The organism is Jannaschia rubra, assembly GCF_001403735.1.
In the GTDB taxonomy this organism is placed as follows: Bacteria; Pseudomonadota; Alphaproteobacteria; order Rhodobacterales; family Rhodobacteraceae; genus Jannaschia; species Jannaschia rubra.
In genome coordinates this window covers 584615-597987 of sequence record NZ_CXPG01000020.1, presented here as the reverse complement: position 1 = coordinate 597987, position 13373 = coordinate 584615, and the positions used below count along the sequence as shown (strand labels likewise).

Annotated in this window: 11 protein-coding genes; 6 read left to right on the top strand and 5 right to left on the bottom strand. The window is 68.9% G+C overall.

All coding sequences use genetic code 11. The annotated features are described in order from the left end of the window. The first annotated feature begins 4 nt into the window (after positions 1-4). Complete coding sequence (locus JAN5088_RS12560; protein WP_055683137.1) at positions 5-688, top strand: CbtA family protein; 684 nt, start codon at positions 5-7, stop codon at positions 686-688. Here JAN5088_RS12560 and JAN5088_RS12555 read toward each other — a convergent pair. Then, a complete protein-coding gene (locus tag JAN5088_RS12555; protein ID WP_082429990.1) occupies positions 685-1047 on the bottom strand; it encodes a DUF1636 family protein in 363 nt (120 codons plus the stop codon). The two genes, JAN5088_RS12560 and JAN5088_RS12555, sit on opposite strands and share 4 nt — an antisense overlap. Between JAN5088_RS12555 and cobW the strand changes: the two genes are divergently transcribed. Further along, complete coding sequence (cobW, locus tag JAN5088_RS12550; protein ID WP_055683135.1) at positions 1022-2080, top strand: cobalamin biosynthesis protein CobW; 1059 nt, start codon at positions 1022-1024, stop codon at positions 2078-2080. The two genes, JAN5088_RS12555 and cobW, sit on opposite strands and share 26 nt — an antisense overlap. Positions 2081-2116: 36 nt before the next feature. Here the strand turns inward: cobW and JAN5088_RS12545 are convergent, their stop codons facing one another. Further along, on the bottom strand, positions 2117-3019 hold the full coding sequence (locus JAN5088_RS12545) for a pseudouridine-5'-phosphate glycosidase (protein WP_055683134.1): 903 nt from the start codon (positions 3017-3019) through the stop codon (positions 2117-2119). 98 nt (positions 3020-3117) lie between these two features. Between JAN5088_RS12545 and cobN the strand changes: the two genes are divergently transcribed. Then, positions 3118-6771 (top strand): cobaltochelatase subunit CobN, encoded by a 3654-nt coding sequence (cobN, locus tag JAN5088_RS12540; protein ID WP_055683133.1) that lies wholly within the window; start codon positions 3118-3120, stop codon positions 6769-6771. A 185-nt stretch (positions 6772-6956) separates the two neighbouring features. Further along, positions 6957-7199 (top strand): hypothetical protein, encoded by a 243-nt coding sequence (locus JAN5088_RS12535; RefSeq protein WP_055683132.1) that lies wholly within the window; start codon positions 6957-6959, stop codon positions 7197-7199. On the opposite strand, the gene JAN5088_RS12530 is transcribed toward JAN5088_RS12535, so the two are convergent. Next, positions 7196-7513, bottom strand: a complete 318-nt coding sequence (locus tag JAN5088_RS12530) for a hypothetical protein (protein ID WP_055683131.1) — start codon at positions 7511-7513, stop codon at positions 7196-7198. The two genes, JAN5088_RS12535 and JAN5088_RS12530, sit on opposite strands and share 4 nt — an antisense overlap. 45 nt (positions 7514-7558) lie before the next feature. Beyond that, positions 7559-7744 (bottom strand): hypothetical protein, encoded by a 186-nt coding sequence (locus tag JAN5088_RS12525; RefSeq protein ID WP_143114659.1) that lies wholly within the window; start codon positions 7742-7744, stop codon positions 7559-7561. Between the two features lie 133 nt (positions 7745-7877). Between JAN5088_RS12525 and cobO the strand changes: the two genes are divergently transcribed. Together cobO and JAN5088_RS12515 are read left to right on the top strand one after the other, a co-directional pair. Further along, positions 7878-8504, top strand: coding sequence for a cob(I)yrinic acid a,c-diamide adenosyltransferase (cobO, locus tag JAN5088_RS12520; protein WP_055683129.1), 627 nt, complete (start codon positions 7878-7880; stop codon positions 8502-8504). Positions 8505-8602: 98 nt separating this feature from the next. After that, a complete protein-coding gene (locus JAN5088_RS12515; RefSeq protein ID WP_055683128.1) occupies positions 8603-10312 on the top strand; it encodes a glycosyltransferase 61 family protein in 1710 nt (569 codons plus the stop codon). A gap of 16 nt (positions 10313-10328) precedes the next feature. Here the strand turns inward: JAN5088_RS12515 and ileS are convergent, their stop codons facing one another. Further along, a complete protein-coding gene (ileS, locus tag JAN5088_RS12510) occupies positions 10329-13307 on the bottom strand; it encodes an isoleucine--tRNA ligase (RefSeq protein WP_055683127.1) in 2979 nt (992 codons plus the stop codon). Positions 13308-13373 lie beyond the last annotated feature (66 nt).

The following is a 13373-nucleotide window of genomic DNA, read 5'->3' as shown; positions in this document are numbered from 1 at the left end:
TTCCATGACGAAACACGTGCTGACCGGCGGGTTGATCGCCGGGCTTGTCGCCGGCTTGTTCGCCGTGCTGCTGCAACTGACATTCGTGGTGCCGCTTCTTCTGGAAGGGGAACTCTACGAATCGGGCGACCGGGTGCATTTCGGCACCGGCGGTCCCGAGTCCATCGCAGGCGCCCCCGCAATCGACGGTGAGATGATGCGCCATGCGGGCACGCTGGCCATGAGCCTCGTGTCCTGGATCGGCTTCGCCCTGCTGCTTGTCGTAGGTTTCGCCTTGGCCGCGCGGGCCGGTCATTCGGTCGATGCCCGCAAGGGCGCCATCTGGGGCCTTGCCGGATTCATTGCGGTGGCGCTGGCCCCGGCGATGGGGCTGGCACCGGAGCTGCCGGGCACGATCGCGGCGGAACTGGGCGCGCGGCAGATCTGGTGGTCGGCGACGGTCGTACTGACGGCGGGGGGGCTTGCCGCCTTCGCCTTCGGCAAGGGCCCTGTTGCCGTCTTCGCCGGGGCCGTCGCCATTGCCTTGCCGCATATCGTCGGGGCGCCCACGCTCGACACCTATTTCGGCGTCAGCCCGCCGGAACTGTCGGCGCATTTCGCGGCGCGCGTGCTGGCGGTGTCGGCGGCGATCTGGGTGTTCCTCGGGGCGGTCGCGGGCTGGCTCTGGGCGCGGCCGGCTCCGACCTAGGCCGGAATGCAGCCGCGCAGCGTCGTCCGGAGCCGCCCGCAGGGGCGTGCGTCCGTCACCACGCCCCGCGGCGCCGAGCGCCAGAGTCCGACGAAGGCCGCGACCTCCGCCGCCTGATCCACCGGGTCCGTGCCCGCGAACAGATAGACGGCCCGCCCCGGCGCGCGAAAGGCAAGCGACACGGGCTGCCCGCAGGCATTGAGGCAGGCGGCCACCTCGACCGGGCAATCCGGCACTGCCGACCGCAGCGCCGCCACCATCTTCTCCGTCCGCTCCGGCAGGCAGCCGCCGCAGACGATCATCCGTTCACCCTTTTTCGACACGAGGCCCGCCATGCAATCGAAGATACCCGCCACCATCGTCACAGGCTTTCTGGGCGCGGGCAAGACGACCCTGATCCGTCACCTGCTGCAGAACGCGGGCGGCCGGCGCATCGCCCTCATCATCAACGAATTCGGCGATCTGGGCGTGGACGGCGGCATTCTCACCGGATGCGGGATCGAGACCTGCACCGAGGATGACGTGGTGGAACTGTCCAACGGCTGCATCTGCTGCACCGTGGCCGACGACTTCATTCCGACGATGGAGGCGCTGCTGGCGCGTCCCGTGCCGCCCGATCACATCGTGATCGAGACATCGGGCCTTGCGCTGCCGCAGCCGCTGGTCCGGGCGTTCAACTGGCCTGGCCTGAAGACGAAAGTGACCGTGGACGGCGTCATCACGGTGCTGGACGGACCGGCGGTCGCGGCCGGCACCTTCGCGGCGGACGTCGCGGCCGTGGACGCGCAGCGCGCGCAGGACGACGGCCTCGACCATGAGACACCGCTATCGGAACTTTACGCCGATCAGGTGGCCTGCGCCGACATGATCGTCGTCAACAAGACCGACCTGCTGGACGGCGCGACCGATGCGCTGCTTGCGCGTATCCGGAATGAGGCGCGGGACGGCGTTCAGGTCATCCCCGCCGTCATGGGCGCGCTGCCCGCCGACGTCCTTCTGGGGCGGGGCCAGGGTGCGGAGGACGACATCGCAGCCCGTCACGAGGTGCATCATCATCACCATCACGACGAGGATGACGACCACCACGACGACGACCACCACGAGCACGGCCACGACGCCTTCGAGAGCTTCGTCGTCGAGACGCCGGAGGTTGACGATCCCGCCGCCTTCGCGCGCAAGCTGTCGCAGGTGATCCGCGACCACGGCATCCTGCGCCTCAAGGGCTTCGCCTCGGTCGCGGGCAAGCCCATGCGCCTGACGGTGCAGGCGGTCGGGCCCCGGGTGGATCACTATTTCGACCGGCCGTTGGGGTCCGATACCCGGGGCGCGCGCCTCGTCGTGATCGGACAGGCCGGGCTGGACCGCCCGGCGATCGAGGCGGCATTGCGCTGAATGGCGCAGCCCGTCCCGACCTGCGGTCCGGCGGCCCTAAAGTTGCGCCTCGGCCACCGCGATGCGCGCGGCGAGCCGGGCGTTGTTGAGCACCAGTTCGATGTTCGCCCCGAGCGCGCGCCCCTCGGTCACGGCGTTCAGGTGGCCCAGAAGGAACGGCGTGACGTCCTTGCCGCCCACGCCCTCGGCCTCCGCCTTGGCAAGCGCGGCGTCGATGGTGGCGCCGATCTCGTCGGCGTCGAGCGCATGTTCGTCGGGGATGGGGTTCGCGACCAGCATCCCCGTGCCCAGACCCAGATCGGCATTCGCCCGGCGCGCGGCCGCAATCTGCGCGGGGTCGTCGAAGCGCTCGCCCGTCGTGAAGCCGGACCGCGGGGTGTAGAAGGCGGGAAACTCGTCAGTGCCGAAGGTGACGACGGGAACACGCAGGGTTTCCAGCACCTCGATCGTGCGCGGGATGTCCAGGATCGACTTCACCCCGGCGCAGACAACCAGCACGTCCGTCAGCGACAGCTCGGTCAGGTCGGCGCTGATGTCCATGCCGTCGCCGCGGTGCACGCCGCCCACGCCGCCGGTGGCGAAGACGCCGATGCCGGCCAGGCGGGCGATCCGCATGGTCGCGCTGACCGTGGTGCCCGCCGTCAACCGCTTGACGATGCAGGCCCCGAGATCGCGCGACGCCGTCTTGACCACGCCCTTGTCGCGGCCGAGCCGCTCCACCTGAGTAGAGGACAGGCCGGCGCAGGGCATGCCGTCGATCACGGCGATCGTGGCGGGCACGGCGCCGTTGTCGCGGACCGCCTGCTCCACCTGCAAGGCGACTTCGGCGTTCTGCGGCCAGGGCATTCCGTGACTGATGATCGTGGATTCGAGAGCGACGACGGGTCGCCCCTCGGCCACGGCATCGGCGACTTCCTGGGTCATCTGCGGCTGGATCATCTGGCACCTCCTGTTCTAGGGCCACCTCTTGCCTTGTCGAAGGGCCAAGGTCACGCGCTTCTTTGCCATCCCGTCACGTGTCATGAAAAGGGACTGCCATGCACCTCCTAGCCGCCCAGCCCGGTTCAATCGACAAGGGCGAGGCCGTCGACCTGGGGCAGACACCCGCCGAAGTCGTGGTCATCACCGCCGCGGATACCGAACTCGCGGCCTTGTCCGGAGCGCGTGCCGCGATGGAGGATCCGCCCGACCTGCGGCTGGCGAACCTGATGCACCTGCGCCACCCGATGTCGGTCGACATGCACCTCGACGATTGCGCGACGCGCTCGGGGCTGGTGATCGCGCGCATCCTGGGCGGGCGCGGATACTGGTCCTATGGCCTCGAGCAATACGCCGCCCGCCTGCACGAGGCCGGCGTGCCCTTCGCCGCCCTGCCGGGCGATGACCGGCCCGACGCCGAACTGCGCGACCTCAGCACCGTGTCGGCCGAGGATTACGACGCCCTCTGGTCCTGCCTCGTCGAAGGCGGCCCGCAGAACGCGACGACCTTCCTCGCCCATGCCCGCGCCATGGTCCGGGGAAAGGACCGCCCCGCCCCCGCCCGCCCCCTTCTGCGCGCGGGCCTCTACTGGCCCGGCCTGCAGGACGCCGATCTCGCCACCCTGCGCGCGGCCTGGACCGACGATGCCCCCGTGGTCCCAGTCGTCTTCTACCGCGCGCTGCTGCAAGGCGCGGGCCTGAACCCGGTGAACCGCATGGTGCGGGCGTTGCTGCGGGCGGGAATGAACCCGATGCCCGTCTTCGTGGCGTCGCTCAAGGACCCGGTGTCGCAGGCGACGCTCGAATCGCTGTTCGCCGCCGCTCCTCCGGATGCCATCCTGAACCTGACCAGCTTCGCCGTGGGCGACCCGGCCGCGAACCCCCTCGCGGCGCCCTATGCAAATGCCGCGCCGGTGTTCCAGGCGGTCCTGTCGGGCGGGACGGAGGAGGCATGGCAGGCCGGGCTGACCGGTCTCGCGGCGCGCGACATCGCCATGAACGTCGCCCTGCCGGAACTTGACGGCCGGGTCCTGGCCCGCGCCATCGGGTTCAAGGGCGAAGCCTTCTTCGATACGGCGACGCAGTGCCCCATCGCGACGTGGAAGGCGCAGGGCGACCGGATCGTCTTCGTGGCCGACCTTCTCGCGAAGTGGTGCCGGCTGCGCCGCCTCGCCCCCGCCGACAGGCGCGTCGCGCTGGTGCTGGCGAACTATCCGAACCGCGACGGGCGGCTGGCGAATGGCGTGGGGCTGGATACGCCGGCGGCGACCGTCCACGTCCTGCGGCTGCTGGCCGGCGCGGGGTATGACGCCACCCCTCCCGAGGACGCCGCCGCGCTGATGGCGCGGATCATGGCCGGGCCGACGAACTGGCTGACCGACCGGGCGGAGCGGACAGGGGGTGAGCGGCTGCCGCTCGACGCCTACCTGCGGTTCCACGCGACCCTGCCGCTCGCCGCACGGGAACGGATCGCCGAACGGTGGGGGGCGCCTGCGGACGACCCTTTCTTCTGCCAAGCCGAGGACGGAACCGGCGGCCACTTTGCCCTGTCGATCCATCGCTGCGGCAAGGCGGTCGTGGCGCTGCAACCCGCGCGGGGCTACAACATCGACCCGACCGACACCTACCACTCCCCCGACCTCGTGCCGCCGCACAACTACCTCGCCTTCTACGCCTGGCTGCGGGCGAATTCGGACGCCGTCGTCCACATGGGCAAGCACGGCAATCTGGAATGGCTGCCCGGCCGGGCCGTGGCCCTGGGCGACACCGACTGGCCCGAGATCGCGCTCGGGCCGATGCCCCATGTCTACCCCTTCATCGTCAACGATCCGGGCGAGGGCACGCAGGCCAAGCGTCGGGCGCAGGCAGTCATCGTCGACCACCTGACGCCGCCGCTCACGCGCGCCGAAAGCTATGGCCCGATGCGCGATCTGGAAGGGCTGGTCGATGAATACTACGAGGCCGCGGGCGTGGACCCCCGACGGATCGACGTTCTGCGGGGCGAGATCCTCAGTCTAGCCTCCGTCACCGGCATCGACGTCGACGCAGGGTTCTCGGGCGACGAAGGCGATCTGGCGAAGCTCGACGCCTATCTCTGCGACCTGAAGGAGGCGCAGATCCGCGACGGTTTGCACATCTTCGGCATAAGCCCCGAAGGACGCCTGCGCGACGACCTGCTTCAGGCCCTGCTGCGCCTGCCGCGAGGCGAGGAGGGCAGCCTGCCGCGCGCCATCGCCGCCGACCTGGGGCTGGGGTTCGACCCCCTCGACTGCGAGATGGCCGCGCTTTGGGATGGCCCCCGTCCCGATGCGCTGACCGGGGACGATGCCTGGCGCAGCCATGGCGACACCGTGGAGCGGATCGAGACGCTGTCCACGCGCCTGCTGACCGGAGAGGCACCCCCCCCCGGCCCCGCGACCCGCGCGGTGCTGGAGGATGCGGACCGGCTGCGCGATGTGCTGGACCGCTGCGGCCCGGCCGAGGGCGAGGGGCTGCTCGCGGCGCTGTCCGGCCGGTTCGTGGCCCCCGCCCCGTCCGGCGCGCCGACGCGCGGGCGGCCCGACGTCCTGCCAACGGGGCGCAATTTCTATTCCGTAGACAGCCGCGCCGTGCCGACGCCCACCGCATGGAAGCTCGGCTGGAAGTCCGCCAGCCTGCTGGTCGAGCGGCACCTGCAGGACCATGGCGACTGGCCCCGCGCGATGCTGGTCACGGCATGGGGCACGGCCAACATGCGGACGGGCGGCGACGACATCACGCAGGCCTTGGCGCTGATGGGGGTCAGGCCCCGCTGGGACGCCGCAAATCGCCGCGTCACGGGGTTCGAAATCATCCCCGCCACCGCGCTCGGGCGCCCGCGCGTGGATGTCACGCTGCGGGTGTCGGGCTTTTTCCGCGACGCCTTTCCGCAGCAGATGGCGCTCGTCGATGCCGCCGCGCGCGCCGTGCAGGCGCTCGACGAGGCGGAGGAGGACAACCCCGCCGCAGCGCGGTTCCGCGCGGGCGAGAGCGCCGCCCGGGTCTATGGCTCGAAACCGGGCGCCTACGGCGCGGGCCTTCAGGCGATGATCGACGAGAGGCTGTGGTCGGACGCGGCCGACCTCGGCACATCCTATGTCGAATGGGGCGGCTATGCCTATGGCACGGGCGAGGGCACGCCGGATCACGACGGCCTGCGGCAGCGGCTGGGCCAAGTTGAGGCCATCGTCCAGAATCAGGACAACCGGGAGCATGACCTCCTCGACTCCGACGACTACTACCAGTTCGAAGGGGGTGCGGCGGCTGCGGTCGAGATGCTTCAGGGCGTCCGGCGACCGATCTATCACAACGACCATTCCCGCCCAGAACGCCCCGTCATCCGCACCCTGGAGGAGGAGATCGGCCGCGTTGTCCGCTCCCGCGTGGTCAACCCGAAGTGGATCGCGGGGGTCAAGCGCCACGGCTACAGGGGCGCGTTCGAAATCGCGGCGACGGTAGACTACCTGTTCGCCTTCGCCGCGACCACGGGCGCCGTGCGCGACCACCATTTCGATCTGGTCGCTGCCGCCGTGCTGGAGGACGAGGCGACCCGCGACTTCATCGCCGAGGCCAATGCGCCCGCCCTGGCCGACATCGCCGACCGCCTGGCCGAAGCCATCGACCGCGGGCTCTGGCGGCCCCGATCCAATTCGGCGCGCGATCTGATCGACCGGCTGGCGCGGGGTCGGGACTGACGGGTGCGGATCGGCGGATTGGACCGCCCCGCACCGCGCGGGCAACGATGCAACAAATCGCCCCCAAGGTGAGCCGACCTGCCGGGAATCCCTTGCCGCCACGGCAGCGCGCTTGGCAAAGCTGCGGCCTGACCGGCAGGTTGCGCCACGCCGCGCAGGATGCCCCCGAACCGAGGAGACCCCCTATGACCCGCTGTGCTTTCGCCATCGTTGCCGCCGGCCTCGTCGCCGGCTGCGTCCCCAGCCCCGAGAACTATGAGACCGCGCCGGTTACCGTCCCGACCGAGGCGGGCAATGTCGTATGCCAGCTCTATACCCCCAGGCGGGTCGTCTGGGACCGCTCCATCGACCGCCCCGCCAGCATGTCGGTCGGCCAGGCCGACGCGATCTGCAAGGCGGAAGGTGAGCGCCAGAAGGCCGCCCGCTAACGACCCTGTCGCGCCGGGTCACCGGCGCGGCAATCCAGGGCCATGTTCACCAACGCGATGTCGCCCACCGCGCTGCCGGGTTTGACGGCGCATCCCGTGACCTGTTCCGTGGCCTCCACGGCGGCGATCACCACCTGCGGCAAGCCGGGCCTCCAGGTCACGTTGGTTCGGGTTGCCTGAGCGGACTCGAGGTTCCAGTTGACGCGGAAATCATGCCCCCCGGCGCTGGCCGCCCCGGACCGGTCGAGGCGGTCGAGGGGGTGGGCCGTGTTGCAGGCGGACAGGATCAGAACAAGAAAGACCGGAAAGCGCATGTTCCCGGTCTCGCCCAGATAGATGAACGGCAGGTTAACGGCGGATCAGTCCGCAGGTTGGGGATCGCGCGCCACGAAGTCCAGACGCCGCGAGTTCAGGCGGCGCAGCATCAGGCGGGCGCGGCGGTTCTCGTCCTTGCGGGCCTCCCGCCAGGCTTCCTTCTCGTCGTCGATGGCCTCCTCCATCTTGCGGCGGGCCTTGAAGCTGGCCTTGGCGAGGGCGGAGACCATCTTCGTGTCGGGCTTCGGACGTTTGGGGCCCTCATCCGGGGCGGCGGGCAGGCACTGCCCCGCCAAGGCCGGTCCGCAAACGGTGGCGTGCCCGGCGGAGGATGGCTAGGATCGTTCCGAACCGGAGGCCCCCATGTCAGACATCCAGCCGCAACCCGACGACGCCGACCGCCACAACGCCAAGATGGCCAAGAAAAAGGCCGCGCGCGACAAGATCATGGCCACCAAGACCGAGGAAAAGGGTCTGGTGATCGTCCACACGGGCAAGGGCAAGGGCAAGTCGTCCGCCGCCTTCGGGATGATCTTCCGCTGCATCGCCCATGACATGCCCTGTGCCGTCGTCCAGTTCATCAAGGGCGGCATGTCCACCGGCGAACGCGACCTGATCCTGGCCCATTTCACCGACCGATGCGCCTTTCACACCATGGGCGAGGGATTCACCTGGGAGACGCAGGACAAGTCCCGCGACACCGAGATGGCGCAGGCGGCCTGGGCCACCGCGAAGGAGCTGATCGCCGACCCCGGCAACCGGATGGTCCTGCTGGACGAGATCAACATCGCGATCCGCTACGGCTATGTGGATGTGGCCGAGGTGGTGGCTTTCCTGCGCGACGAAAAGCCCCCGATGACGCATGTCGTCCTGACCGGCCGCAACGCGGCGGAGGAGCTGATCGAGGTGGCCGATCTCGTTACCGAGATGGAACTGGTCAAGCACCCCTTCCGGTCCGGCGTGAAGGCGCAGGCGGGCGTGGAGTTCTGACGACCCGCTGACGGCGGCGAGTCGGCACCCGGCCGCGCGAAGCCGCGGGGCCGTGGTTTTGCCATGACACCGTCACCGCCCCATGCCATGCCCGCGTCATGAACGGCTTCAATCCCAGGGTTCAACTCGATTGGCGGCGCCCCCCGCAGGAGTTCTTCTTCGCACCGGGCGTCGATGCGGGTCTCTGGACGACCGCGCCCTTGCCGCAGATGTGGGAGCGGCGACCGAAGGGGCGGATCGCCGCCGCTTCGGTCAGCGACTATGACAAGTTCCGCACCGCCACCCGCGACTACGTCACCTCGACATTCAGGGACCGCATCTTTCGGTCCGGCCTCCTCATGCGGACGGTTCCCGTCGTACTGGAGAACGTCACCACCGAAGGGCACTTCCTGGCCATCGACGGCAAGCACATTCTCAACGGGGCCGCGGGGACGCGCCTGCGGAACAAGTACAGCTGGGCAAACGAAGGGCATTTCGACGCCGACGCGGAGACGGCCGCGCATTTCGCCGAACTGCGGGCGGCCGATCCCGTGCCCCCGGTGTGGGAGGGATCGATCGACGGGCTGGATTTCGTGATCGACACGCGCAACGCGTTCAACTTCTACCACTTCGCCACGGAAACGTTGGGCCAACTCTGCCTTGTCGACCGCGACGACTTCACCGGCCGGGTTCTGATCCACAGCGACCGGGCCGAGGTGAAGACCTTCATCCGCGACTGGATCGACCAGATCTTCCCCCGCCTCCGGGGTCGGGTCGAGTTCCTGTCGGGCAATCATTCCTACGACCGCTGCCTGTCGGTCCTGAATGCCCGGCACCTCTGGTTTCAGACGGGCGCCAGCGCCATCGACGGGCTGGAGGAGGAGGCGCCGGAAACACCGCACTGGCTTGGACGCGTCCCCGACCGCAAGTCGATGCTCGTGCTCGACATGAATTCCTGCGACGATACCTTGCTGCTGCTGCGGGAAACGGCCCTCTCCCGCATCGAAGGGGGCGACTGGAGCCATTTGCCGCGCCGGTTCTGGGTCGGGCGGAAGTCGCAGCGCCACCGTCCGATGAAAGGCGAGGCGGCCCTGACCCGCGCCTTGGCCAAGCGAGGGTTCGAGATCGTCTACTTCGAGGATTATTCCCCCCTCGAACAGGTGGCCCTGTTGGCGCAGGCCGAGATCATGATGTCCTACCACGGTGCTGGCTTCGCCAACATGCTCTTCGCTTCGCCCGAGACGCATTGCATCGAGATCGGAACCCATCAGACCTGCCGCTTCCGCTGGCGCGATTTCCTGCCCCACACCATCGCCTCGGGGTGCCGCTACACCTCGCTCTTCGCCGATTTCAACGTCGACGATCCCGCCGAAGGCCCGCCGATCCGGTCGCGCCCCCTCCAGGCGGTGCGCCTTGGACCCGACGGACAGCGGAAGGTTCTTGCCTACGTCGACGCCATTCTGGGGCAGGTCAGGATCGACGATCCGGACTGGTTGGCCGAAGTCGCGCGGATGCTGGCGCGGACGGGCGATACCGACGCGCTCGCGCGGCTTCTCGACGGCCATCCGAACCAGACGATGGCGGACCCGGACATGATGGTGCAGCGGGCCAACCTGCATCTGGCGGCGGGCGACCCCGTCGCGGCCCGCCTGCTGCTGGAACGCGCATGGGAGATGACGGGCAACCGGCCCTTCCTTCTGGAGCGTCTGGTCCTGCTCTGCGAACGTCTGGGCGTCGAAGCGCCCTGGGCCAAGCTGCACGCCGCCCGCTATCCGCAGCGGGCGGGCCTTCTGGAGCAGAAGTTGCAGCGTCAGCGCCGGCAGGCGTGACGCCGGAGCGGGGCGCCTAGGACAGCGCCGCGTCGCACCGGCGGCAGACCCCGTCGTGCCCATGGTGGCCGACATCGGGCAGGATCTTCCAGCACCGCTCGCATTTGCCGCCCGTGGCCTGCGCGAAGACGACCGCCACGCCGGGCGCGTCGGCCAGGGTGAAGGCATCGTCCGGCGCGGGGTCCGTCGTCACCTCGATCCCGCTGACGATGCAGATGTCGTCGAAGTTGACGTCACGCAGAATTGCCGCCGTCGATCCGTCGACATGCACGGTGGGCGCCGCCTCGAGGGAGGAGCCGATGACCTTGTCGCGCCGCGCCTCCTCCAGCGCACCCAGAACGACGCGGCGGGTGCTGCGGATGCGCGACCATTTGTCGGCCAGCGCCGGGTCGCGCCAGCCGGGACGCGCCGACGGGAAATCCTGCAGGTGGACCGAGCTGTCGTCACCCGGATGCACCTCCAGCCAGACCTCCTCCATCGTGAAGGGCAGGATCGGGGCAAGCCAGGTCGTCATCCGTTCGTGCAACAGGCCCAGCACGGTGCGCGCGGCGCGGCGGCGAGGGGTGTCGCCGTCGCAATAGAGCGCGTCCTTGCGGATATCGAAGTAGAACGCCGACAGGTCCACGGTGGCGAACTGGAAGATCGCCTGCCAGACGCCCGCGAAGTCGTAGTCGGCGTATCCCCGGCGCACCTGATCGTCGAGCTCGGACAGCCGGTGCAGCACCCAGCGTTCCAGCTCCGGCATCTCCAGCGGATCGACCGGCGGGTCATCGGTGAGGGACCCCAGAAGGAACCGCATCGTGTTGCGCAGCCGGCGATAGCCGTCGGACACGCCCTTGAGGATCTCGGGCCCGATCCGGTGGTCGCTGGTGTAATCCACGGTCGCCACCCAGAGGCGCAGGATGTCGGCCCCGTACTGGTCCACGACTTCCTGCGGGACGATGGTGTTGCCCAGCGACTTGGACATCTTCACGCCCTTCTCGTCCAGCGTGAAGCCATGCGTGACGACGGCGCGGTAGGGGGCGCGCCCGATGGTGCCGCAGCCCTGCAGCATCGACGAATGGAACCAGCCGCGATGCTGGTCGGTCCCTTCCAGATAGACGTCGGCGATGCCGTCCGCCGTGCCGTCCGGCCGGTCGCGCAGGACGAAGGCATGGGTCGAGCCGGAGTCGAACCAGACGTCCAGGATGTCGAACACCTGATCCCATTCGGCGGGATCGTGATCGGAGCCGAGGAATCGCGCCTTGGCGTCGGGGCGATACCAGGCGTCCGCGCCCTCGGCCTCGAAGGCGGCGACGATGCGGGCGTTCACCGCCTCATCGCGCAGGATGAAGTCGTCGTCAGTTGCCTTGGCTCCCACCCGCGTGAAACAGGTCAGCGGCACGCCCCAGGCGCGCTGCCGCGACAGCACCCAGTCGGGCCGGTTCTCGATCATGGAATAGAGGCGATTGCGACCCGTGCGCGGTGTCCATTCGACCAGCTTGTCGATGGAGGTAAGCGCGCGACCCCGCACTGTTTCCCCGTATTCGTCCTGACCGTCGCCCACGGGTCGGTCGATGGCGGCGAACCACTGCGGGCGGTTCAGGCGGATGACAGGCGCCTTGGACCGCCACGAATGGGCATCGCTGATGGTGATGCGCGACCGCGCCAGCAGGGCGTCCGCCCCGACCAGCGCGTCGATCACCGCCTTGTTGGCGTCGCCCGGCTTGCCGTTCGGGCGAATGATTGCCTTGCCGCCGAACAGGGGAAGGTCGGCGCGATAGCTGCCGTCGGCCTCGATGTTGAAGGTCATCTCCAGCCCGTGCTTCAACCCGATCTGGTAGTCGTCGTCGCCGTGGCTGGGCGCGGTATGCACGAAGCCCGTGCCCGCGTCGTCGGTGACATGGTCGCCTGGAAACAGCGGCACGTCATAGTCCCATTCGCCATTTCCACCCGCTACGCCGCGCAGCGGGTGGGCGCAGACCAGCGCGGCCAGTTCCTCCGTCTGCACCGCGCGCAGACGCCGCCACATTCCGGACTCCAGCCGCGCGGCTGCCAGCGTCTGTTCGGCCAGTGCGTCCGCGATCAGGTATCGGTCGCCGATCCGGGCCCAGCACTCCTCGGGCCGACCCGTCACCTCGTAGAGCCCGTATCCGATCCCCGGTCCGAAACAGATCGCCCGGTTCTGGGGAATGGTCCAGGGCGTCGTCGTCCAGATCAGGACGGTCGCCGACAGAAGCTCCCGCTCGCGCCGGGTGCCGGCCTTGACGATCTCCGCGCGGCCCTCCTGCGTCTCCTCCTCCTCGGCGTAGACGATTTCGCTGTCGTAGATGTCCGATTGCGCCTGGATCACCGGAAACTTCACCCAGACCGCATCCACCTGACGGTCGTGATATTCCACCTCGGCCTCGGCCAATGCGGTCTTTTCCACCGGCGACCACATCACGGGCTTCGACCCCTGATAGACCAGACCGTTCATCAGAAACTTCTGGAACTCGGCTGCAATCACCGCCTCGGCGTGGAAGTTCATCGTCAGATAGGGATCGGCCCAGTTGCCGGTGATGCCCAGGCGCTTGAACTCCTCGCGCTGGACATCGACCCAGCCCGCCGCGAAGTCGCGGCATTCCTGCCGGAACTCGATCACGTCGACCGCATCCTTGTCGCGGCCCTTGGCGCGATAGGCTTCCTCGATCTTCCATTCAATGGGCAGGCCGTGGCAGTCCCAGCCGGGCACGAACCGCGCGTCGAACCCCATCATCTGATGCGACCGCACCACCATGTCCTTGAGCGTCTTGTTCAGCGCATGGCCGATGTGCAGGTGCCCGTTCGCATAGGGCGGGCCGTCGTGCAGGGTGAAGGGCGCGCGGTCGCGCCTTTCGCGCAGGCGGTCGTAGATGCCCATGGCCTCCCACCGCGCCAGCCATTCGGGTTCGCGCTTCGGCAGGCCCGCACGCATGGGAAAGTCGGTCTGCGGCAGGTTCAGCGTGGCTTTGTAGTCGTGGGACTCGGCGCTCATGTCAGGCGTCCTTCGGGTCTTGCGTGCGTGAATGTCGATGCCGTCGCGCGACACCTTTGCCCGGCC

What these genes read in the sequence shown, in the direction of transcription:
- JAN5088_RS12515 (WP_055683128.1), top strand. Translation starts at nt 8,603, where the DNA reads ATGAACGGCTTCAATCCCAGGGTTCAACTCGATTGGCGGCGCCCCCCG.
- JAN5088_RS12545 (WP_055683134.1), bottom strand. Translation starts at nt 3,019, where the DNA reads ATGATCCAGCCGCAGATGACCCAGGAAGTCGCCGATGCCGTGGCCGAG.
- cobO (WP_055683129.1), top strand. Translation starts at nt 7,878, where the DNA reads ATGTCAGACATCCAGCCGCAACCCGACGACGCCGACCGCCACAACGCC.
- cobW (WP_055683135.1), top strand. Translation starts at nt 1,022, where the DNA reads ATGCAATCGAAGATACCCGCCACCATCGTCACAGGCTTTCTGGGCGCG.
- JAN5088_RS12525 (WP_143114659.1), bottom strand. Translation starts at nt 7,744, where the DNA reads ATGGTCTCCGCCCTCGCCAAGGCCAGCTTCAAGGCCCGCCGCAAGATG.
- JAN5088_RS12535 (WP_055683132.1), top strand. Translation starts at nt 6,957, where the DNA reads ATGACCCGCTGTGCTTTCGCCATCGTTGCCGCCGGCCTCGTCGCCGGC.
- JAN5088_RS12555 (WP_082429990.1), bottom strand. Translation starts at nt 1,047, where the DNA reads ATGGTGGCGGGTATCTTCGATTGCATGGCGGGCCTCGTGTCGAAAAAG.
- ileS (WP_055683127.1), bottom strand. Translation starts at nt 13,307, where the DNA reads ATGAGCGCCGAGTCCCACGACTACAAAGCCACGCTGAACCTGCCGCAG.
- cobN (WP_055683133.1), top strand. Translation starts at nt 3,118, where the DNA reads ATGCACCTCCTAGCCGCCCAGCCCGGTTCAATCGACAAGGGCGAGGCC.
- JAN5088_RS12530 (WP_055683131.1), bottom strand. Translation starts at nt 7,513, where the DNA reads ATGCGCTTTCCGGTCTTTCTTGTTCTGATCCTGTCCGCCTGCAACACG.
- JAN5088_RS12560 (WP_055683137.1), top strand. Translation starts at nt 5, where the DNA reads ATGACGAAACACGTGCTGACCGGCGGGTTGATCGCCGGGCTTGTCGCC.